The sequence below is a fragment of the Microbacterium sp. LMX7-1.2 genome, from assembly GCF_040675935.1.
Lineage (GTDB): Bacteria > Actinomycetota > Actinomycetes > Actinomycetales > Microbacteriaceae > Microbacterium.
This window is the reverse complement of the sequence record NZ_JBEGIL010000001.1, coordinates 1405169-1426673: the sequence shown is the minus strand read 5'-3', so window position 1 is coordinate 1426673 and position 21505 is coordinate 1405169. Positions and strand designations below refer to the sequence as shown.

Sequence of the window (21505 nt, the reverse complement as noted above, 5' to 3'; positions counted from 1 at the left end):
CTTCCTTGCCGACGCTCAAGCATAAGGGATGCGTCGGCGAAATTGCGAATCGAGGGCGCGCCTGCCCGACTCCCGGGCGTGTTCAGGGTCAGGATGGGGAGGGTCGAGCGCGAGAACGCTGCCTTCACCCCTGTTGCGGATGTGAAAGTTGTTGTTACTGTGACAAGTGTGAAACCGGCGGAAGGGGCCGAGTGAACGACAATCTCCCCACGAAGGATGCTGCCCTCGCGGCATCCGACGACTGCGGCTGCGCTCCGACGCCGGCCGAGAGTCGCGCTCTGTGGCCCCGTGGTCCGCTCAGTCGCCGCGGTGCGCTCGGGCTCGGCATGGGCGCCCTCGGCGTCGTCGCGCTCAGCGCCTTCGGCATCGGCGCTTCCACCTCCGCCGCGTACGCCGCCACGTATCCCAGCTGGGACGACGTGCAGCGTGCCAAGGGCAACGAGGCTGCGAAGGCCGCCGAGATCACGCGCATCGAGGGCCTCATCAACTCGCTCACGCAGAAGGTCGCCGAGACGCAGGCCGCAGCGGAGGCTGCGGGCCAGGAGTACTTCGAGGCGCAGCAGGCCTACTTCGACGCGATCGCGACAGCGGATGCCCTGCAGGCGCAGGCCGACGCGCAGGCGGTCGTGGCCGACGAGGCCACGAAGAAGGCGGCGCAGCTCGCCGCGCAGCTGTACCGCAACGGTGGTGACGACACCGCCCTGGAGCTCTTCTTCTCGGGGTCGGCCGACAACGCCGACGACCTGCTCTCGCGCCTCGGCTCGATGGACAAGGTCTACCAGTACAACCAGACGATGTACGACAAGGCGGTGGCCGCACGCAACTCCGCTCAGTCGCTGAGCGACCAGGCCGTCGTCGCGAAGACCGAGCGCGACCGTCTGCAGCAGGTCGCCGAGCAGAAGATGATCGCCGCGCAGCAGGCCGCTGAGGCCGCGCAGGATGCTCTCGACGAGCAGACCGCGAACCTCGCCACGATGCAGGCGCAGCTCGCCGCCCTCAAGGACCAGACCGCCACCACGGTCGCCGGGTACCAGGAGGGCGTGCGCGTCGCCGAGGAGCAGCGCCGGCAGCGCGAAGCCGCGGAGGCGGCAGCGGCAGCCGCCGCAGCCAACAACGGCGGCGGTGGCGGTGGAGGCACCGGCGGGAGCGCCGGAACGGGCGGCTGGGTGCGCCCGCACGGCGGCCACCGGAGCGCAGGCTTCGGACCGCGCCCCAAGCCGTGTGCCGCGTGCTCGGGCTACCACTACGGCGTCGACCTGGCGAACGGATGCGGTGCGGCGATCTACGCGGCCCAGTCCGGCACGGTCGACTACGCGGGCCCGAACGGCAACTACGGCAACTACATCCGCATCCAGCACGGCAACGGCGTCGCCAGCGGCTACGCGCACATCCGCGACGGCGGCTTCGCGGTGCGTCGCGGGCAGTACGTCAACTCTGGTCAGGTCATCGCGTACGCCGGCAACACGGGTGCTTCGGTCGGATGCCACCTGCACTTCGAGGTGTACATCGGCGGCGCCTACACGAACCCCATCACGTTCCTCGCCGATCGCGGCATCTCGGTCTGATCGCCCCGGCGCACACGCACAAGACCCCCGGTCGCTGAGCGGATCCGGGGGTCTTCTGCGTCGATGCCGACGGCGTGAGGTCAGTGACCCTGCTCGCCGAAGCGGACGATCGCCTCGTCGAGGATGCGCTGCGCCTCGGCGGCGTTCCCCCACTCGTCGACCTTGACCCACTTGTTGGGCTCGAGGTCCTTGTAGTGCTCGAAGAAGTGCGCGATCTCCTTCTTCGTGTACTCGGCGATGTCGTCGATGTCCTGGATGTGCGCCCAGCGCGGGTCCTTCGACAGCACGGCCACGAGCTTGTCGTCGCCGCCGGCCTCGTCGCTCATCTTGAGCACGGCGACGGGGCGCACCTCGACGACGACGCCCGGGTAGATGGCGTGGTCGAGCAGCACGAGCACGTCGAGCGGGTCGCCGTCCTCGCCGAGCGTGTTGTCGAAGTAGCCGTAGTCGGCGGGGTAGCCGAAGGTCGTGTAGAGCACGCGGTCGAGGTGCACTCGCCCGGTCTCGTGGTCGACCTCGTACTTCACGCGGCTGCCGCGCGGGATCTCGATGACGGCGTCGTGTGCGCCCATGCGTGTGCTCCTCAGAAATGACGGGTGGATGCCGCCGACCAGCCTACCCGTGCGCTTCGCGCCGTGCCGCGACCCGGTTCAGCACCCGGGTGACCAGCCCCGTGGCGAGCAGCAGGAACAGGCCGGCGTAGCTGTGGTCGGGGAGCAGCAACGCGATCGCGAGGGCGAGCGCGAACAGGACGATGGCCGACAGGTCGCCGATCACCCCCGCCCGCAGGGTCGACGGCGTCGCTGTGGTGAGCTCCGGGTTGCGCTGCAGATAGAGCCACGCGGCCAGGGTCGTGACCTGCGTGAGGATCAGGGTGCCGATGTACACGACGGTCTGCAGCGCGTCCGTGTCCATCTGGCCGATCATCGCAGTGGGCACGGGCAGCCATACGATCGTCAGCATCCAGGCGATGTTGATCCACAGCAGCGGCCCGGTCATCCACTCGACGTCGCGGTACTGGTTGTGGTGGCCGATCCAGAAGGTCGCGATCAGGACGAAGCTCAGCGCGAAGCTCAGCAGCTGTCCCGAGTGCTCCGAGAAGAACTCTGCCGTCGTCAGTGTGCCTTTCGCCGCCTCCGTGACGGCCTCCATGAGGGGCAGGATCAGCAGCGTCATGGCGATCGCGACGACCGCGTCGACGAACGCCTTGAATCGCTCGGGTCGGAACCGGGAGGAGTCTTCTGCCACGGCGCCAGACTAGGACGCATCGACGCCACTGCGCGAGAGGCGCGTGCCGTGATCTAGCGTGGAGGCGTGCCCTCGCTCCCTCCCGCCATCGCCGAGATCCGTCTGGCCGTGCGCACCGCGCTCGCCGACCTGCCCGCCGAGTCGACCGTCGTCGTCGCGCTCTCCGGGGGCGCCGACTCGCTTGCGCTCGCCGCAGCCGTCGCGTTCGAGGCGCCGAAGCTCGGCCTCCGCGCCGAGGCCCTGACCGTCGACCACGGACTGCAGGTCGGATCGGATGCCGTGGCGCAGCGCGCCGCGCAGATCGCCGGCGATCTCGGCATGACCGCCCGCGTGGTCCGTGTCGAGGTCGAGCGCGGGGCGGACGGTATCGAGGCTGCGGCCCGTGCCGCCCGTTACGCCGCCCTGCGCGATGCGGCCGGTGGAGCCGTCGCGGTGCTCCTCGGGCACACGCTCGACGACCAGGCCGAGACCGTGCTGCTCGGACTCGCGCGCGGCGCCGGAGCGACGAGCCTGCAGGGGATGGCACCCTCGCGCGAGGACGAGGACGGTCTGCGGTGGGTCCGGCCGCTGCTGGGAGTGCGTCGCGCGACCACGCGGGCCTTCTGCGCGGCATCCGATTTAGCGGTGTGGGACGACCCCCACAACCTCGACGACCGCTTCGCCCGGGTGCGCGTCCGCGAGCGCGCGCTGCCGGTGCTCGAGGCCGAGATGGGGCCCGGCGTCGCCGAGGCGCTCGCGCGGACGGCCGAGCAGCTGCGCGAGGACGCCGAGGCGTTCGAGGAGATGATCCACGAGACGATCGAGGACATCGTCGAGCACGCCGAGGCGGGCATCTCAGTCAGCGCGGCGGCCCTCGCCGCGAATCCGGCCGCTCTGCGCAACCGCATCATCCGCCTCGTGGTCGACAGCGAGTTCGGTGCGAGTCTGACGCGGGTACAGACGCTCGAGGTCGCGCGGCTGGCGACCGAGTGGGCGGGTCAGGGCCCGATCGACCTGCCCGGATGCTCCGCCGCACGACTCGGCGGACGCATCGTCTTCACCGCACGTTGAGGTGGTTCGAGAGACCCTACTTCTTTCCGCCGAACAGGCCGCCGAGCAGGTCGCCGATGCCGCCGCCGGAGTTCGAGCCGCCGCCGAGGACTCCGCCGAGCAGGTCGCCGATGCCGCCGCCCGACTTCGAGTCCCCACCGCCCAGAAGGCCGCCGATCACGTCGCCGATGCCGCCGCCGGACTGCGCCTGACCGGCATCCGACTGCTTGCCCTTGTTCGCGTTCGCGATGAGCCCCATGACGATCGGAGCGAGGATCGGGAGCAGCTTGCCGAAGTCGATGCCCGCGGTCGCCTTCGACTCCGTGAGCTTCTGGGTGACCTCCTTCTCATCGGAGCCGAGGATGTGCGAGACGATCTTGCCGCCGTCGGCCTGGTCGATGTCGTCGACCTTCGCCGCGCCGCCCGTGCCCTCGTGCCGTTTCAGCGCGTTCTCGATCGCCGACGACCCCTCGGAGGTCGAGGCGTTCTTCGCGAGCCCGCCGAGAAGCACCGCGCCGCCCTGCTCGACCGCGGCCTTCGCCTCGTCGGCAGAGACGCCCAGCTTGGCGGCGATGTCGTCGATCGGGACCTGCTTCAGGATGTCGTCGAGAGCCATGGGATTCCTTCCGTCGGTGGGCGCGACCGCCCCTCTCACCGCTCACAGTAGTGCGCGGTCCCGCGCGGCGGGGAGCGATCCTGGGTTCCGGAGGCGAGAGCATCCGATCGCGTCGCCTAAAATCGATCCATGCGCGCCGCGGAGATCCAGGACGACCTTGCACAGATCCTCGTCACCGAGGAGGAGATCGTCGCGAAGCTCGACGAGCTCGCTGCCCGGGTGGCGGAGGACTACGCGGGCAAGGACCTCGTCCTCGTCGGCGTGCTCAAGGGCGCGGTCATGGTGATGGCCGACTTCGCCCGAGCCCTGCCGTTCCACGCGCCGATGGACTGGATGGCGGTGTCGAGCTACGGAGCCAGCACGAAGTCCAGCGGCGTCGTGCAGATCCGCAAGGACCTCGACACCGACCTGCACGGCAAGCACGTGCTGATCGTCGAGGACATCATCGACTCGGGTCTGACCCTCAGCTGGCTGCTCGAGAACTTCGAGTCGCGAGGCGCCGAGTCGATCGAGGTGCTCGCGCTGCTGCGCAAGCCCGAGGCGGCGAAGGTCGAGATCGACTGCAAGTATGTCGGGTTCGACATCCCCGTCGAGTTCGTCGTCGGCTACGGGCTCGACTACGCCGAGCGCTACCGCAACCTGCGCGACGTGGCGGTGCTCGCCCCGCACGTGTACTCCTGACCCTCAAACCCGTCTATTTCTGCCGTTTGACGCAAACCGGACGCCGGTTTGCGTCAAACGGCAGAAATAGCGGGGTGGGGAGCGAGGCGGGGCTACGGGTACGCCGTGGGTGAACGCACAGCGGTCCCCTAGCCCGTGCGCGATACGCTGATCCGACCATGGATGTCAAGAAGCTCACGCGGAACCCGCTGATCTACGTCGCCCTGATCGGTCTGCTGCTGTTCGGCGGATTCCTGCTGATCTCGAACCTCGGCGCGCCGAAGCAGATCACGACCCAGGAGGGGCTCGAGCTCCTCAAGGGCGAGACCGTGACCGAGGTCGTGACCACCGACGGCGACCAGCGCGTGGACATGACGCTCTCCAAGCCGTTCGAGGGCTCCGAGAACGTCCAGTTCTACTACGTCGAGGCTCGCGCCGACGAGGTCGTGACGGCGATCAATGCCGCCGATCCCAAGGACGGCTTCAACGACAGCGTCCCGCGTGCATCCTGGTTCGACGGCATCCTCTCGCTCCTCCTCCCGCTCGTGCTGCTCGGACTGCTGTTCTGGTGGCTGCTCTCGTCGATGCAAGGCGGCGGCGGCAAGGTCATGCAGTTCGGCAAGTCCAAGGCCAAGCTCGTCAGCAAGGAGACGCCGACCGTCACCTTCGCGGACGTCGCCGGTGCCGACGAGGCGATCGAAGAGCTCCACGAGATCAAGGAGTTCCTGCAGGATCCGGCGAAGTTCCAGGCCATCGGCGCGCGCATCCCGAAGGGCGTGCTGCTGTACGGCCCTCCCGGAACCGGCAAGACGCTGCTCGCCCGCGCCGTCGCCGGTGAGGCCGGAGCACCCTTCTACTCGATCTCCGGCTCGGACTTCGTCGAGATGTTCGTCGGCGTCGGCGCCTCCCGCGTCCGCGACCTGTTCACGCAGGCCAAGGAGAACGCCCCGGCGATCATCTTCATCGACGAGATCGACGCCGTCGGACGTCACCGCGGCGCCGGCATGGGCGGCGGCAACGACGAGCGCGAGCAGACCCTCAACCAGATGCTCGTCGAGATGGACGGCTTCGACCCCAACGCGAACGTCATCGTGATCGCGGCGACGAACCGCCCCGACATCCTGGACCCCGCGCTCCTGCGCCCCGGTCGCTTCGACCGGCAGATCGGCGTCGACGCGCCCGACCTCAAGGGCCGCCAGAAGATCCTCGAGGTGCACAGCAAGGGCAAGCCCCTGTCCAAGAGCGTCGACCTCGAGGTCGTCGCGCGCAAGACCCCCGGCTTCACCGGCGCCGACCTCGCGAACGTGCTCAACGAGGCCGCTCTGCTCACGGCGCGCTCGAACGCCCAGCTCGTCGACAACCGTGCGCTCGACGAGGCGATCGACCGGGTCATCGCAGGTCCCCAGCGGCGCACGCGCGTCATGAAGGACCGCGAGAAGCTCATCACCGCCTATCACGAGGGCGGGCACGCGCTCGCCGCTGCGGCCATGAACTACACCGACCCCGTGACCAAGATCACGATCCTGCCGCGAGGCAAGGCGCTCGGCTACACGATGGTGCTGCCGCTCGACGACAAGTACTCCGTCACCCGCAACGAGCTGCAGGACCAGCTCGCCTACGCCATGGGTGGTCGTGTGGCCGAGGAGATCGTGTTCCACGACCCGACGACCGGTGCGTCGAACGACATCGAGAAGGCGACCTCGATCGCCCGCAAGATGGTGCTCGAGTACGGCATGACGACCGAGCTCGGCCCCGTCAAGCTGGGCTCCGAGGGTGGCGAGCCGTTCGCCGGCCGGGACATGGGTCGTGGCCGCGAATACTCCGAGACGATCGCCGAGCGTGTCGACACGGAGGTGCGCGCGCTGATCGAGCAGGCGCACAACGAGGCGTACGAGGTCATCAGCGACAACCGCGAGATCCTCGACCGGCTCGCTCTCGCTCTGCTCGAGGAGGAGACCCTCGACCACAACCAGATCGCCGAGATCTTCTCCGAGGTCAAGAAGCTGCCCGAGCGCCCCCTCTGGCTCTCCAGCGACGAGCGCCCCGTCTCGGAGCAGCCGCCGATCGAGGTCCCCAAGAAGGTCATCCCGGTCGCGGCCTCCGTCGAGGAGCCGCAGGTCGCCCCGCGCACGCAGCCCGGAGCGGCGGGAGCCGGTCAGGCCCGACCCGCGACGGCCTGATCGTGGCGGTCGACCGCGCGCGCGTCGAGCGGCTCACCCGTGAGCTCCTCGAGGCGATCGGGGAGGACCCGGACCGGCCGGGTCTGCGCCAGACGCCGTCGCGCATGGCGGAGCTGTATTCCGAGTTCTTCGCCGGAGTGGGAGAGGATGCCGCGGCACCCCTCGCACACACGATCAGCGTCTCTCGCGGTCCTGCCCCGGACACCCTTCCCTCCGGCGCGGTGCTGCTGCGCGACATCCGCTTCCGATCGGTGTGCGAACACCACCTGCTGCCCTTCGCCGGACGCGCGCACATCGCCTACCTCCCGGGAGAGCAGGTCGTCGGCCTCGGTGCGCTCGTCCGCGTCGTGGAGACCCTCGCGACCAGACCGCAGGTGCAGGAGCGCTTGGGCGAGCAGATCGCCGACACGATCGCCGAGAGCCTCGACACCCGCGGGGTGCTCGTCGTGCTCGACGCGAGCCACGGATGCGTCACGATGCGCGGCGGACGCCAGCCCGAGGCGTCGACGCTCACGATCGCCGCGCGCGGGGAGTACACCGACACCGCTGCGAGGGCCGAGCTCATCGCGCTGATCGGTGCATCGCCGGGAGGTCTGCACGCATGACCGCGATCTGGGGCATCGTCAACGTGACGCCGGACTCGTTCAGCGACGGCGGACGCTATCTGGACGTCGATCGGGCGGTCGCCCACGGGCTGCGACTGCGCGAGGAGGGCGCCACGGTGCTCGACGTCGGCGGAGAGTCCACCCGACCGGGGGCAGAGCGGGTGGGACCCGAGATCGAGCAGCAGCGCGTTCTCCCCGTGATCGAACAGCTCGTCTCGGCCGGTGCTCCCGTCAGCATCGACACCCTCAACGCCTCGACGGCCGACGCCGCAGTGCGCGCGGGCGCGCGCATCGTCAACGACGTCTCCGGCGGCCTCGCCGACCCCGAAATGCGCGCTGCCGTCGCGGCGTCGGGCGCGGACTACGCGATCGGCCACTGGCGCGACTTCTCCGACGACATGTACGCGCACGCCCAGTACCGGCGCGCCGCGCGCGAGGTCGCGGGCGAGCTGAAGGCACGGATGGGCGAGGCCGCGGCAGCCGGCATCGCGCCGTCGCGGCTGATCGTCGATCCCGGCATCGGATTCTCCAAGCGGGGCGGCCAGAACTGGGGAGTGCTCTCGGGCCTCGACGAGATCGTCGCGCTCGGGCCCCGCGTGCTGATCGGAACCTCTCGCAAGCGGTTCCTCGCCGAGACGCTCGACGCCGATCCCGCCACCGTCACCGAGAAGCGCCGCGACCTCGCGACCGCGGTCACCAGCGCACTGGCCGTGCGGGCCGGGGTGTGGGCCGTGCGCGTGCACGACGTCGCGGCGACGCGCGACGCCATCGTGATCGCCCAGGCCTGGGAGGGTTAGACCATGGACTTCCTCGACGAGATCGTGCTCACCGGGCTCACGGTGTTCGGTCGCCACGGCGTCTACGACCACGAGCGCGCGAACGGGCAGGAGTTCACGATCGACCTGACCGTGCGGATGCCGTTGCGCGATGCCGCGGCATCCGACGACGTGGTCGACACCGTGCATTACGGGGAGCTCGCCGAGAAGGTCGCGGCCGTGGTGGCGGGGGAGCCGGTGAACCTCATCGAGACTCTCGCCGCGCGCATCGCCGATGTCGCCCTCGATGATCAGCGCGTGCACTCCGTCACCGTGACGGTGCACAAGCCGCACGCTCCTATCGCCCTCACGTTCTCGGACGTCGCGGTCACCGTGCACCGCGCGCAGCCCTACACCGCCGTGGAGTTCTCCTCATGAGCCGCAACCTCGCCCAGCCTCCGCAGCTGCCCGGACCGCATCCGGGCCGAGAGGACACTCAGGCGGTCGTCGCCTTCGGAGCGAACCTCGGGGACCGCGAGGAGACGATCCGCGAGGCGGCCGCCCGCATCGCCCGGCTGCCCCTCGTGTCGGAGGTGCGCCTGTCTCCGCTGCACGAGACCGTCGCCCTCACGCTCGACGGCCCCGACCCGGATGCGCCCGGGTACGTCAACGCCGTCGCGATCGTGACGACCCGCCTCGCGCCGTCGGTGCTTCTGGGCATGCTGCACGCGATCGAGCAGGAGCACGGTCGCGAGCGCCACGTGCGCTGGGGCGATCGAACCCTCGATCTCGACCTGATCGCCTACGGCGACGAGTCCTCCGACGACGAGCGCATGCTGCTCCCGCATCCCCGCGCGGCAGAGAGACTGTTCGTGCTCGACCCGTGGCTCGACCTCGATCGCGACGCCGTGCTCCCGGGGCATGGCAGGGTCGCCGACCTCGCGGCGGCCCTGCGCGACACGAGCGACCGGGATGGTCGGGGCGACTGATGCGCCGCACCTCGATCGGCCTCCTGGTCGTGCTGGCGCTGCTCGGGGGCGGAGCGGGCTATCTGCTCGACCATGCGCTGACGGCGATGGGCCGCGTCACCTTCACGCCGTCGCTGCTGCTGCCGCTTCTGCTGCTGCTGATCGGCGCCGCGTCGTTCGCGGTGGCGTGGCCGGTGCGTGCGAGCGTGCGCTCCGGCATCCGCATCGATCCCTTCCGCGCCACGCGCGCGGTGACGCTCGCCCGCGCCTCCAGCCTCCTGGGCGCGATCATGGCGGGCTTCGGCGCGGGTCTCCTGGTGTTCCTCCTGTCCCGCCCCATCGATCCCCCGGTAGGGTCGACTGTGGCGATGCTGGCGCTGATCGGGAGCGCGATCGTGCTCGTGGTCGCCGCGCTCATCGCCGAACAGTTCTGCACACTGCCGAAGGATCCTGATGACTCAGAACCCAGAGACCGAGCCGACGACCCCGGCCCCGCTGAACTCGGCGGAGGTCACTGACCTCGGCGCCCTCGACCAGGGCACGTACACGCAGCTCCGCACCGTGCGCAGTGAGGCGCGCCTGGAGCTCGACGGCACCTGGCACCAGATCTCGCCGCGCTACGTGGTGTCGCAGATCGTCCAGAACCTTCTCTTCCTCGTGTTCGTCGCCGCGGTCGCCGTGGTCCTCGCGATGGTGCTGCATCAGACCTGGGCATGGATCCCGGCGGGCGCGATCGCCGTGGTGGTGCTCATCACGCTCGTGATCCTCCCGCGGCAGGCGCGTGCGATCGGATACATGCTGCGCGACGACGACATCGTGTTCCGCAAGGGCATCCTCTGGCAGCGCATGATCGCCGTGCCCTACGGCCGCATGCAGCTCGTCGACATCACGCAGGGTCCGCTCGACCGCGCGTTCGGCGTCACGCAGCTCAAGATGGTCACGGCCGCAGCCACGACCGGTGTGCAGATCCCCGGTCTCACGCAGGGTGCGGCCGAGACGCTCCGGGACACCCTGATCGAGGTCGCCGAGACCCGCCGGACCGGCCTGTGAGCGAGCCGCAGCTGCCGCCGCCTCCTGCGGCCACGACGCCGCGTCCCTCGGGGGAGTCGTCGACTCTCGCCGACGGCGACTGGCATCGGATGCATCCGCTCACCCCGCTCTTCAAGGGCGGGCTGGCGCTCATCATCGTCGCCGGCATCGCGATCGCGAACCTGCGCGATCGTCTCATCGCCTGGTTCGTCGACCTCTTCACTCCCGAGGAGGCGCACTACGACCAGTACGGCGGCGACCCCGTCGAGTGGGTGCTCGCGAACAACCTGATCCTCGTGGTGCTGCTGGGCGTACTCGCGCTCGCCGTGGTGCTCGTCGGGATCTTCTGGTTCGTCTGGCGCTTCCAGCAGTTCCGCATCACGGGCGACCACGTCGAGGTGCGCAAGGGCATCATCTTCCGCTCGCATCGTCGCGCGCCGCTCGATCGCGTGCAGGGTGTGAACCTCACGCGCCCGTTCCCCGCGCGCATCATCGGTCTCGCGAAGCTCGAGGTCGTGGGCGCCGGGAACGACTCGAACGTCGAGCTCGAGTATCTGGCGACGCCGCGAGCCGAGTCGGTGCGGGCCGACATCCTGCGCCTCGCCTCCGGCGCTCGCGCAGCCCGGCAGTCCGCGACGGGGGGAGCCCGCGGCGGTGCATCCTCCGTCGATGCCGGGGCAGTGGGCCCGGGGGCCGCGGGTCCCGCCGCACCCGGATCGGCTCGTGCGCAGCTCGTCGGCACCATGAACGACGGGGTCAACGATCTGATCTCCGGCGTCGACCTCGCCGACGTCGAACCCGAGAGCGTCGTCAAGATCCCCACCGGTCGCCTGGTGGGGTCGCAGCTCATCTCGAGCGTCCTGTGGATCGTGTTCTTCGGGCTGATCTTCCTCGTCGCGATCGGCGGGATCCTGATCGGGTCGCTGCTCGACGGCGAGCCGCTGGGCAGCGTGATCGGCCTCGGCCTCGGGCTCGGCATGGGCATCCCGCTCGTGATCGCCGTGATCGGTATCACCTGGGCGCAGATCTCGAAGTCGCTGCGCTACTCGATCGCGCCGACTCCCGACGGCGTGCGCATCACGTACGGTCTGCTCACCACCGTGACCGAGACTCTTCCTCCCGGGCGCATCTTCGCGGTCGAGGTGACGCAGTCGCTGCTGTGGCGACCGTTCGGATGGTGGACGGTCCGCATCAACCGCATGAGCGGCAAGAGCGCGGCGCAGCAGCAGTCCGGTTCCGCCCAGCAGTTCAACGTCGTGCTGCCGGTGGGCAAGCGCGCCGATGTCGAACGCGTGCTGGGGCTGATCCTGCCCGACGCCCCGGCCGCCGATCTCCCGGTCGTCTGGGACCACGGGATCCTCGGCCCGATCGACGGCGATCCCTATGTGCGGATGCCGCGCCGCGCGTGGTGGCGGCGCCCGTTGTCGTGGAAGCGTCAGGGGTACTACCTGACCGATTTCGGCCTGCTGCTGCGGCGCGGGATCGTATGGCGCAAGCTCGCGATCTTCCCGCTCGCCCGCCTGCAGGGCGTCTCGCTCTCGCAGGGGCCCATCGACCGCGCGCAGCGCGTCTCGGGGGCGCAGATCCACTCCGTGCAGGGTGCCATCACCGGTTATCTGGCCGGACTCGAGATGCCGGACGCGCGCTTCCTGATCGACGGTGTGACGGCCGCGGCTGCCGCTGCGGCTGAGGCCGATCACTCGCATCGTTGGGGGCAGTACGCGGCGAGTGCGACACCGGATGCCGGGGAAGCGGATGCGGGGCCGCCCGCGCCGCCCGCGTGGTCGGAGGACTCTGCGCTGCCGACTTCTTCCATGCCGTCTGCGCCTCCGGCGCCGCCAGCGGCTCCGCCGTCCGTTCCGCCGGCGCCGCCTGCGGCTCCGCCGTCCGTTCCTCCTGCTCCGCCTCGTGACTGACCCGACGACGCGTGATGGGCGTCTCGGTGTCGGCATCATCGGCGCCGGACGTGTCGGGCCCGTGATCGGGGCCGCACTGGCGGGCGCCGGACATGCCGTGACCGGCATCACGACCGGCTCGGATGACGACCGAGCGTCGGCGGTGCTCCCGGACGTCCCGGTCCTCGAACCTCTCGACGTCGTGCGCCGCAGCGAGCTGGTCGTGCTGGCCGTACCGCACGACCAGCTGCCCGGCCTCGTGGCGGGCATCGCCGAGGTCGGCGGCTGGCAGATCGGTCAGCTGGTGCTGCACACCGACCCGGCGTACGGGATCGAGGTGCTGCGTCCGGCCGCGGAGCGCGGGGCGATCCCGTTGGCGGTGCATCCCGCGATCACGTTCACGGGGACGTCGATCGATCTGCGACAGCTTCAGGTGGGCTACGCCGCCGTGACCGCCCCGGCAGCCGTGCTGCCGATCGCGCAGGCGCTCGCCGTCGAGATGGGCTGCGAGCCGGTGGTCATCGCGGAGGCGGATCGCGCAGCCTACGCGGACGCGATCCAGACCGCGACCGAGTTCTCCCGCTCGATCATCGCGCAGTCCACGGCTCGGCTGTCGGAGATCGGCGTCGAGAACGCCGGCGGGTTCCTCTCCGCCCTCGTGCAGTCCACGGTGGAGCGCGCGCTGCGCGAGGCCTCGGCCCCGCCGCCGCTGCTCTGACGACCTCATCCGCCGGCGGGTGGAGGGGCTGCCATGGTTCAGCGACCGCCGGAGAACCCGCCGCCGCCTCCGCCGCCCGAGAAACCGCCACCGAACGATCCTCCGGTGCTCGAGGAGGTGCTCGCGCTCGGCGCCGTGTACGTGGCGGACTGGTTCGAGGTGGCCGCGAACGCGGCGAGGTGGCCGTAGACGAACGGCGAAGCGGGGTCGCCGATCCAGGTGGCACCGCGCTGCTCGGTCGCGTAGGCGCGTTCGAGCACGGCGCCCCACTCGTTCTCCATGCCGAAGAGCATCGCGTAAGGGAGCAGCCGCTCGTAGACGACGACCACGTTCGCGCTGCCGTCCTGGCGGCGCTCCGCGCCCGTGTACGACTGCAGCATGCGCAGCCGGTCGGCCTCGGCGACGCGGATGAACTCCTTCACGCCGAGGAGGTATTCGAGCTCCCGCGCACCGTCGGCCGTGAGCACCGTGTGCTTCGAGAAGCCGTAGAAGCTCGACAGCAGCACGAGGAAGAGGCCGAAGGCGATCGCGACGAACGCGGGGATCGCCGTGACCCGCCCCGCGATGACGCCGAACAGTCCGATGCCGAATCCGGCGAGCGCGACCGCGATGGCGCACCACTGCAGGGCGATAGCCACTCCGCTCCGCGCCTTGGTCGTGAGACCGCGCGTCGTGGCCGCGGCGACTCCGCTCGCGCTCAGCGCGGACATGCGCGCGGCGAACGTCTCGCTGTCCGCGGGCAGCTCGACCACGCCCTCGGCATCCGCATCCGCGAACAGGGCATCGAGCGCCTCGGCGTCGAGCTGATCGGGCACCCTCGCGCCCGGAAGCCGTCGCAGCCGCGGCTGCTCGTCATCTGCGACCTCTTCGATGCGCAGGGTTCCGCGCACGGCGAGGTGCACGATCTCGGAGGGGACCGGGGTGCGCGCGCCTGGGATGATCGCTGCGGCGAGGAGGGGAGGCATCGAGTCGGGCACGTCGTACTGCGCGACGACGATCCCGCTCGATCGACGCCGCGACCTGCGGAACGCGCCGACGCCGAACCAGCTGCCGACCGACAGTGCCGCAGCCCCGACCGCGGCGATGGCCGGCACCGTATCGGTCACGGGGTCTGGCTGACGCGAGGTGGGCTGCGTCACGGTGCCGCCGGCGAAGCCGACCGCGACCGTGACGCCTTCGCCGGGGGCGAGGTCGCTCTCTTCGACCGTGAAGGCGCCGCCATCGGCCGAGTTCGACAGCGTGCACTCGTCCGTCGATCCCGAGACGCCGATGTAGCAGCGGGAGTCTCCGGTCAGGCGGTCGGTCAACTGCTCGTCGAACACGACGTCGGCGCGGAACTGCTCGATCGGCTGGGTGCTGTCGAGCGGCAGGAGGTCCCAGTAGAACTCGTCCACACCGGTGTCGGCGGCGAGCATGACGTCGCGCATCTCATACTCGATCACGTACGTGGTGAGCCCGTGCACATAGTCGTCGTCGCCGGTGAGCACGTAGAGCACTCCGTCGTCTTCATCGGTCTCGTAGGGGACGGAGGCGCCGTCCTGATCGGTGACCGACAGGATCCGGGCGTCGACCCAGGCGTTCTCGTAGCTCGTCGGCACCCCGCGCACGATCCCGCGATTCTGATCCGTATCCGGGAAGCGCGCGGTCAGCGTCTCCGTCACCCGCATGTGCGCGCGACCCTCGTCATCGAGGCCGACGTCGTAGCGTGCGTCCCAGGATGCATAGGAGAAGTCGTTCGCGTCGGAATCGGCGTCCGCCGCGACCGCGCTCGCCGATTCCGGAGTGCCGCCGATCGCCGGAGTGACGGCGGCGAGCGCGATGCCGATCGATGCGAGTGCAGGGGCGAGTCGGAGGGCTGCCATGCTTCGAGGCTACAGAGTCGCCTTCCCGAGCCGAGAGTCCAGGGCGGGGAGTCTCGATCGGGACCCGCAGGGCGGCTCCCGCGCGCTCGGTAGACTGGAGGCGACTTTCCAAGGAGCCCCGAATGACTGACGCGTCCGCCGCGCCCGAGCAGCCCACCGACGCCGCCGAAGAGGACGTCCACGAGCAGAAGGCCGTGCGCCTCGCCAAGCGCGAGCGTCTGATCGCCAGGCGGACGGATGCCGGTGGCGGGGCGTTCCCCGTCGCTGTTCCGGTGACCCACAGCATCCCTGCCGTCCGCGCGGAGTACGGAGACCTCGAGGCGGGGGCCGAGACCGGCGTCCTGGTCGGCGTGGCCGGCCGCGTGGTGTTCAGTCGCAACACCGGCAAGCTGTGCTTCGCGACGCTGCAGTCGGGCGACGGCTCCCGCATCCAGGCGATGATCTCCCTCGCGAACGTCGGCGAGGACTCGCTGGCCGACTGGAAGGAGTACGTCGACCTCGGCGACCACGTGTTCGTGCACGGCGAGGTCATCTCGAGCCGCCGCGGCGAGCTGTCGATCATGGCCGATGACTGGGCCATCGCGGCGAAGGCGATCCTGCCGCTCCCGAACGCCTACTCGGAGCTCAGCGAGGAGGGACGAGTGCGCAGCCGCTATCTCGACCTCATCGTGCGCGAGCAGGCCCGCACGACCGTGCGCGCCCGCGCCGCGGTCAACGCGAGCCTGCGCGCGACGTTCGGCTCCCACGACTACCTCGAGGTCGAGACCCCGATGCTGCAGGTGCAGCACGGCGGTGCGTCGGCCCGGCCGTTCATCACGCACTCCAACGCCTTCGACACGGAGCTCTACCTGCGGATCGCGCCGGAGCTCTACCTCAAGCGCGCTGTCGTGGGCGGGATCGAGCGCGTGTTCGAGATCAACCGCAACTTCCGCAACGAGGGAGCCGACTCGACGCACAGCCCCGAGTTCGCGATGCTCGAGGCGTACCAGGCCTACGGCGACTACCACCAGATGGCGCAGCTGACCCAGGAGCTCGTGCAGCAGGCCGCGATCGCGGTTGCCGGGTCGACGACGGTCACGTGGGCCGACGGCACGGAGTACGACCTGGGCGGCGAGTGGGATCGCATCTCGATGTACGACTCCCTGTCCGCGGCCTCCGGTCGCGCGGTCACGCCGGAGGACTCGGTCGAGGACCTCATCGCGTTCGCGGAGGAGAACGACGTCGACCTGCCGGCGCAGGCCACGCACGGCAAGCTCGTCGAGGAGCTGTGGGAGCACTTCGTCAAGCCCGGCCTCGTGCGCCCGACGTTCGTGATGGACTTCCCCGTCGACACCTCGCCTCTCGTACGCGAGCACCGCTCGATCGCGGGCGTCGTGGAGAAGTGGGACCTGTACATCCGCGGTTTCGAGCTCGCGACCGGATACTCCGAGCTCGTCGACCCCGTCATCCAGCGCGAGCGCTTCGTCGAGCAGGCGAAGCTCGCTGCGCGCGGAGACGTCGAGGCGATGCCCGTCGACGAGGAGTTCCTGCGTGCTCTCGAGCACGGCATGCCGCCGTCCGGAGGCATGGGGATGGGGATCGACCGCCTGCTCATGGCGATCACGGGTCTCGGCATCCGCGAGACGATCCTCTTCCCGCTGGTCAAGTAGTCGCACGGCGGAACGCCCATTCGGGGAGCACCGCGACGCTCATCATGGTGTCGAGGAGCTCGGCGAGTCCGTACCGCGGATCGATGTCCCGCACCAGTTCGAGGTAGCACGCGGCGTGACTGGAGCGGCCCAGCGCCCACGACAGCCACGCGGCGGCCGTGAGCGGTGCCGGACGGGATGCGCGCGGGGCTGAGGCCGCCGCCGCGCGTGCGACCAGGAGCGCTCGCCGCAGCCGTTCGGTGTCGGGCTGCGCGCCCCGCCCCAGGAACACATCGCCGATGTCGTCGGGGATGCGCGCACCAGAGGCGGCGAACGCGAGCTGGGCATCCAGCGTGCGGAGCCCGCCGGCCAGGTCGGAACCCCACTGGGCCAGGGCGACGTCGCGGAACAGCGGCCTGTCGAGGCACCACAGCAGCGCCGCGACGGCATGGGCAGGCAGATCCTCGGGGGCCGCGAGGACGGACTCGAAGAGGGCAGGGATGTCCTTCAACAGCAGGACTGCCCCGATCGTCGGCGGGTCGGCGTCGCGGAGCTCCGGGCCGCCTGCCCCGTCGATCATGGCGGTGATGTCGCGCAGGGTCCTGCCCACCCTCTCGGTTCGGCCGAGATCGACCGTCGGCAGCCCGACGCCCGAGACCTGATCGCCGGAGACGTCGCCCATGTCCGGCATAGCGACGCCGTCGAGGTCGTCGAGATCGCCGAGCTCCGGCTCCTCGTCGAGGTAGCCCGCCCAGCCGGACGGTGTCACGCACAGGGCGTCGACGATCCGGAGTCCCGCGTCGATCGCGCACCCGAGCACCGCCTCCACCTCGACGGCGAGCGGGAGCACGATGCCGTCGGGCGTACGGACCGGCTCGTCGTCGGTGTAGACGACCACGGCGACGGCATCCGTCCGCTCCACTCTGGCGACGAGCGCGATCGCGGTGTCGGCGTACTCGACGAGGTCGATCTCGTCGCGTGGAAGGTCGAGGCGCATGGCGCCGGTGGTGCGCGAGGCATGGAAGGGCAGCAGCACGAGGCTCTCGACGGGCGTGAAGCCCACGAGGGACGGGACGATGCCGAGGAACTCGGCGGAGCCGGAGGCACGGAGAACGGTAGTCATCCCGCGAGTGTCGTCGGGTCGGTCGCCCCGTCGTCGCGTTTCCACAGGCAGACGCCGGAATCCCTGGGAACGGACGAATGTGGAGGGGGAGTCGCTCGCGTACCATGGAAGCATGGAGAATTTCTGGCTCGCCGTCGCCTGGTCGATCCTGCCGACCATCGGCGTGAGCGTGGTGTTCTTCTTCGTGATCCGCAGCATCCTGCGATTCGACCGCACGGAGCGCAAGGTCCACGCCCGTATCGAGGCCGAAGAGCGCGCAGCGCGCGGCCTGCCGCCCCGTTCCTGAGCGACGTCGGTGCCATCGGCTACTGTGTAGCCAAGCTGCCGGGGCGGACGCCGACTCCCGGCGATCGCCGTTGCCGGCGGAGAGGGACGCGATGACGACGGAGACCTGGGGCTGGTGGATCACCGCGTTCCTCGTGGTGCTCGACCTCTCGATCCGCATCACGGCCATCATCGTGATCCCGCGGAATCGCAAGCCCACCGCCGCGATGGCATGGCTGCTCGCGGTGTTCTTCATCCCCTTCGTGGGGGTGTTCCTGTTCCTGCTGATCGGGAACCCGCGCCTGCCGCGCGCCCGGCGACGCAAGCAGGACCAGATCAACGAGTACATCGCGGAGACGAGCGAGCACCTGCACTTCGGCACCCTGCGCCCGGACGCGCCGAGCTGGTTCCCGCCCCTGGTCGAGATGAACCATCGGCTCGGTGCGCTGCCGATCTCGGGTGACAACGGGGCGCACCTGATCAGCGGGTACCAGGAATCGCTCGACGAGATGGCCGAGGCCATCCGCACCGCGCAGGACTACGTGCACGTGGAGTTCTACATCCTCCAGTCCGACTCGTCGACCGACAACTTCTTCCGTGCGCTGGAAGAGGTGGCCGCCCGAGGGGTGCACGTCCGGGTGCTCCTCGACCACTGGGCCAACCGGTGGAAGCCGCGATATCGCGCGACCGTCTCACGACTCAATCGCATGGACGCCGACTGGCACCTCATGCTCCCGGTGCAGCCGCTCAAGGGTCGCATGCAGCGTCCGGATCTTCGCAACCACCGCAAGCTGCTCGTGGTCGACGGCGTCGTCGCGTTCGTCGGCTCGCAGAACGTCACAGACTCGACGTACAACCTCCCGAAGAACATCAAGCGCGGCCTGCACTGGGTCGACCTCATGGTGCGCGTCGACGGACCGGTCGTGCTCAGCGTCAACGCGATCTTCCTCAGCGACTGGTACAGCGAGACCGACGAGGTCCTGCAGGAGATCGACATCTCGCACGCCGAGGCCGGATCCGGAGACCTCGACTGCCAGGTCGTGCCGTCCGGGCCGGGTTTCGAGGTCGAGAACAACCTCCGGCTGTTCCTCGGCCTGCTCTATGCGGCCAAGCACAAGATCATGATCGTGAGTCCGTACTTCGTGCCCGACGAGGCCCTGCTGCTCGCCGTCACGGCGGCCGTGGACCGCGGCGTCCAGGTCGAGCTGTTCGTCTCGGAGGAGGGCGACCAGGCCATGGTCTACCACGCCCAGCGCAGCTACTACGAGGTGCTGCTCAAGGCGGGGGTGCGCATCTGGATGTACCGCAAGCCGTACATCCTCCACACCAAGAGCCTCACGATCGACGACCAGGTCGCGGTGATCGGATCGAGCAACATGGACATGCGCTCCTTCGGTCTCAACCTCGAGGTGTCGATGCTCGTGCGCGGCGAGGAGTTCGTGGGCGAGATGCGCGTCGTGGAAGATCAGTACCGTTCCCTCAGCCGCGAGCTCACGCTCGAGGAGTGGATGCAGCAGCCGCTGCGCTCGACCGTGCTCGACAATCTCGCCCGATTGACGTCCGCGCTGCAGTAGGCGACTCCCCGCGAACGCCCTCCCGCCGTGATATCGCCACCGGTACCCTGAGGTCATGACCTCCACGTCTCGCGCCGTCGGCGCCCTCTCGGTCCTCGCCGCCGCCCTCCTGTTCGCCGGATGCGCTGCGGGTCCGGGCAGCACGACGCCGACGAGCTCGCCCGGGTCGTCGGCCGGCACCACGGACGGCTCCGACGATTTCGACGACATGGAGGGAGCGCTGCTCGACGAAGGTCGCATGTTCGCGGTCGTGACGTGGGGTTCGTCGACATGCATCCCGCAGGTCGACGAGGTGACGGCGGACGGCCAGACGGTCACGGTGACGCTCGTCGACGCGGACCCGGATGCCGCCTGCACGATGGACATGCAGCAGCGCGCGAGCATCGGCGCGCTGCCCGAGGGCGTCGATCCGACGCAGGACATCACGCTCCAGGTCACCTACGGCGACGTCTCGGACGACGTGGATCTCGACGGCGACGCCGCGGCGACGGGCACGCCCGGATCGATGAGCGAGTTCCTGCCGTCGGCGGGCTGGGTCGGCGACGGTGCGCTGGTCCTCCTCACCTGGGGCTCCTCGAGCTGCCCGCCGATCGTGGAGAGCGTGGACGCCGCGACCCTCACGGCCACGTTCACGACGGACGACACCCGGATGTGCACCATGGACATGGCTCCGCGGGCGACGCTCCTGGCCTTCGGAGACGATGCGCCGGATGACGACGCCACGCTCACGCTCGTCGGGGGCGGCCTCGACGGCACGGTCGCGATCCGGGGCTGATCAGAGCGACGACACGGGGTGCCCCGAAGGCAGAGCCAGCACCAGGGCCGAGGGGTCGACACGGCAGGTGATGCGCACGGCCGTGCCGAACTCGTCTCCGTCGAGCTCGATCGGGATCGGCTTGGTCGCCGCGGCCTCGGCGGCCGTCCCGCGGAAGTAATGCACCGAGGCGTCCTTGCCTCGCCTGTCGAGCACGCGTCGGCCGGCGCGAAAACGCCGGAGCACGGAGTTGTCCCACCAGATCTTGCGCCACACGCCGAGCCAGCCGAGCACGCCCGTCGGCTGGATCACCGCGACGTCGAGCGTGGCATCGGTGATCGACGCGTCGGGGATCAGGGCGATGCCCGCGGGCAGCGTCCCGCAGTTCGCGAACAGGATGCTGTGCACCTTGGTCGTGTGCAGGCGGCCGTCGTCGATCTGGAACACCGCGCGGAACGGCTCCGCCGTCACGAGCGACCGGGCCGCACCGTCGACGTAGGCGATCCAGCCCACCGAGCGCTTGAGATCGGGGCGGGTGTTCGCGATCATGTCCGCGTCGAGTCCGATGCCGGCGAGCACCACGAAGGCATGCTCCTCCTCGTCGTCGCCGTCCTCCCGGGTGAGACGTGCCCAGCCGATGTCGATCGGGTGACGGAAGTCGCCCAGAGCCGCGCGGATCATGGCGTCAGGCCCGGCGAGAGGCAGACCCAGGTTGCGGGCGAGGAGGTTTCCCGTGCCGCTGGGCAGGATCGCGAGCGGCACGCCCGTGTTCGCGATCGCCTCCGAGACCGCGCGCACCGTTCCGTCGCCGCCCGCGACGAGCACGACGTCGACGCCCCGCTCGAGCGCCTGTGCGGTCGCCCGCTGGCCGGCATCCTCCAGGGTGGTCGTGTAGAAGGCCGGATGCTCCCACCCGGCCTCCTTCGAGAGCGATCGCACGCGCGCGCGCAGATCCTTCTCGTCGACCTTGATGGGGTTGTAGACGAGCGCCGCCTGGCGTCGGGCGGGGGCGCTCTTCGTCATGGCGCTACT

General features: G+C 69.8%; 22 protein-coding genes. 16 read left to right on the top strand and 6 right to left on the bottom strand.

What is annotated here, in order from left to right:
• The first annotated feature begins 191 nt into the window (after window positions 1–191).
• Window positions 192–1565, top strand: a complete 1374-nt coding sequence (locus tag MRBLMX7_RS06995; RefSeq protein ID WP_363366993.1) for a M23 family metallopeptidase — start codon at window positions 192–194, stop codon at window positions 1563–1565.
• An 80-nt stretch (window positions 1566–1645) separates the two neighbouring features.
• Here the strand turns inward: MRBLMX7_RS06995 and MRBLMX7_RS06990 are convergent, their stop codons facing one another.
• Both MRBLMX7_RS06990 and MRBLMX7_RS06985 read right to left on the bottom strand, forming a co-directional pair.
• Window positions 1646–2137, bottom strand: coding sequence for an inorganic diphosphatase (locus MRBLMX7_RS06990; RefSeq protein ID WP_017204665.1), 492 nt, complete (start codon window positions 2135–2137; stop codon window positions 1646–1648).
• A 43-nt stretch (window positions 2138–2180) separates the two neighbouring features.
• Window positions 2181–2813 (bottom strand): TMEM175 family protein, encoded by a 633-nt coding sequence (locus MRBLMX7_RS06985; RefSeq protein WP_363366991.1) that lies wholly within the window; start codon window positions 2811–2813, stop codon window positions 2181–2183.
• A 66-nt stretch (window positions 2814–2879) separates the two neighbouring features.
• Here MRBLMX7_RS06985 and tilS point away from each other — a divergent pair, with 66 nt between their 5' ends.
• On the top strand, window positions 2880–3863 hold the full coding sequence (gene tilS, locus MRBLMX7_RS06980; protein WP_363366989.1) for a tRNA lysidine(34) synthetase TilS: 984 nt from the start codon (window positions 2880–2882) through the stop codon (window positions 3861–3863).
• Window positions 3864–3879: 16 nt separating this feature from the next.
• Here tilS and MRBLMX7_RS06975 read toward each other — a convergent pair whose 3' ends face one another.
• Complete coding sequence (locus MRBLMX7_RS06975) at window positions 3880–4458, bottom strand: DUF937 domain-containing protein (protein WP_363366987.1); 579 nt, start codon at window positions 4456–4458, stop codon at window positions 3880–3882.
• A 129-nt stretch (window positions 4459–4587) separates the two neighbouring features.
• On the opposite strand from MRBLMX7_RS06975, the gene hpt reads away from it, so the two are divergent.
• From hpt to MRBLMX7_RS06925, 10 genes are all read left to right on the top strand, one after another.
• Window positions 4588–5139 carry a hypoxanthine phosphoribosyltransferase gene (gene hpt / locus MRBLMX7_RS06970; RefSeq protein ID WP_050721927.1) on the top strand — a complete coding sequence of 184 codons (552 nt, stop codon included), beginning with the start codon at window positions 4588–4590 and terminating at the stop codon, window positions 5137–5139.
• Between the two features lie 158 nt (window positions 5140–5297).
• Complete coding sequence (ftsH, locus tag MRBLMX7_RS06965) at window positions 5298–7298, top strand: ATP-dependent zinc metalloprotease FtsH (RefSeq protein ID WP_050721926.1); 2001 nt, start codon at window positions 5298–5300, stop codon at window positions 7296–7298.
• Between the two features lie 2 nt (window positions 7299–7300).
• A complete protein-coding gene (gene folE, locus MRBLMX7_RS06960; protein ID WP_050721925.1) occupies window positions 7301–7903 on the top strand; it encodes a GTP cyclohydrolase I in 603 nt (200 codons plus the stop codon).
• On the top strand, window positions 7900–8700 hold the full coding sequence (gene folP / locus MRBLMX7_RS06955) for a dihydropteroate synthase (RefSeq protein ID WP_363366983.1): 801 nt from the start codon (window positions 7900–7902) through the stop codon (window positions 8698–8700). Before folE ends, folP begins: the two co-directional genes overlap by 4 nt.
• Before the next feature lie 3 nt (window positions 8701–8703).
• Window positions 8704–9096, top strand: coding sequence for a dihydroneopterin aldolase (gene folB, locus MRBLMX7_RS06950; RefSeq protein ID WP_363366981.1), 393 nt, complete (start codon window positions 8704–8706; stop codon window positions 9094–9096).
• Window positions 9093–9647, top strand: coding sequence for a 2-amino-4-hydroxy-6-hydroxymethyldihydropteridine diphosphokinase (folK, locus tag MRBLMX7_RS06945; RefSeq protein ID WP_363366979.1), 555 nt, complete (start codon window positions 9093–9095; stop codon window positions 9645–9647). The genes folB and folK overlap by 4 nt, the downstream gene beginning before the upstream one ends.
• On the top strand, window positions 9647–10144 hold the full coding sequence (locus MRBLMX7_RS06940; protein WP_363366977.1) for a DUF3180 domain-containing protein: 498 nt from the start codon (window positions 9647–9649) through the stop codon (window positions 10142–10144). Before folK ends, MRBLMX7_RS06940 begins: the two co-directional genes overlap by 1 nt.
• Window positions 10080–10676 (top strand): PH domain-containing protein, encoded by a 597-nt coding sequence (locus tag MRBLMX7_RS06935; protein ID WP_363366975.1) that lies wholly within the window; start codon window positions 10080–10082, stop codon window positions 10674–10676. The genes MRBLMX7_RS06940 and MRBLMX7_RS06935 overlap by 65 nt, the downstream gene beginning before the upstream one ends.
• A complete protein-coding gene (locus MRBLMX7_RS06930) occupies window positions 10673–12571 on the top strand; it encodes a PH domain-containing protein (protein WP_363366973.1) in 1899 nt (632 codons plus the stop codon). The genes MRBLMX7_RS06935 and MRBLMX7_RS06930 overlap by 4 nt, the downstream gene beginning before the upstream one ends.
• Window positions 12564–13268: a DUF2520 domain-containing protein gene (locus MRBLMX7_RS06925; RefSeq protein ID WP_363366972.1), complete on the top strand. Its 705-nt coding sequence runs from the start codon at window positions 12564–12566 to the stop codon at window positions 13266–13268. The genes MRBLMX7_RS06930 and MRBLMX7_RS06925 overlap by 8 nt, the downstream gene beginning before the upstream one ends.
• Window positions 13269–13306: 38 nt before the next feature.
• On the opposite strand, the gene MRBLMX7_RS06920 is transcribed toward MRBLMX7_RS06925, so the two are convergent.
• Window positions 13307–15130, bottom strand: a complete 1824-nt coding sequence (locus MRBLMX7_RS06920; protein WP_363366970.1) for a DUF2207 domain-containing protein — start codon at window positions 15128–15130, stop codon at window positions 13307–13309.
• Window positions 15131–15252: 122 nt separating this feature from the next.
• On the opposite strand from MRBLMX7_RS06920, the gene lysS reads away from it, so the two are divergent.
• Window positions 15253–16779, top strand: a complete 1527-nt coding sequence (gene lysS / locus MRBLMX7_RS06915) for a lysine--tRNA ligase (RefSeq protein WP_363366968.1) — start codon at window positions 15253–15255, stop codon at window positions 16777–16779.
• Here the strand turns inward: lysS and MRBLMX7_RS06910 are convergent.
• Window positions 16772–17881, bottom strand: coding sequence for a DUF4192 family protein (locus MRBLMX7_RS06910; RefSeq protein ID WP_363366966.1), 1110 nt, complete (start codon window positions 17879–17881; stop codon window positions 16772–16774). The two genes, lysS and MRBLMX7_RS06910, sit on opposite strands and share 8 nt — an antisense overlap.
• 112 nt (window positions 17882–17993) lie before the next feature.
• Between MRBLMX7_RS06910 and MRBLMX7_RS06905 the strand changes: the two genes are divergently transcribed.
• The 3 genes from MRBLMX7_RS06905 (at window position 17994) to MRBLMX7_RS06895 (ending at window position 20494) form a co-directional block, all read left to right on the top strand.
• Window positions 17994–18167, top strand: coding sequence for a hypothetical protein (locus MRBLMX7_RS06905; protein ID WP_200903805.1), 174 nt, complete (start codon window positions 17994–17996; stop codon window positions 18165–18167).
• A 91-nt stretch (window positions 18168–18258) separates the two neighbouring features.
• The gene (cls, locus tag MRBLMX7_RS06900; RefSeq protein WP_363366963.1) at window positions 18259–19719 is read left to right on the top strand and encodes a cardiolipin synthase; all 1461 of its coding nucleotides are present in this window, start codon (window positions 18259–18261) and stop codon (window positions 19717–19719) included.
• 55 nt (window positions 19720–19774) lie between these two features.
• The gene (locus MRBLMX7_RS06895) at window positions 19775–20494 is read left to right on the top strand and encodes a hypothetical protein (protein ID WP_363366961.1); all 720 of its coding nucleotides are present in this window, start codon (window positions 19775–19777) and stop codon (window positions 20492–20494) included.
• Here the strand turns inward: MRBLMX7_RS06895 and MRBLMX7_RS06890 are convergent, their stop codons facing one another.
• The gene (locus MRBLMX7_RS06890) at window positions 20495–21496 is read right to left on the bottom strand and encodes a diacylglycerol/lipid kinase family protein (protein ID WP_363366959.1); all 1002 of its coding nucleotides are present in this window, start codon (window positions 21494–21496) and stop codon (window positions 20495–20497) included.
• Window positions 21497–21505: the final 9 nt, after the last annotated feature.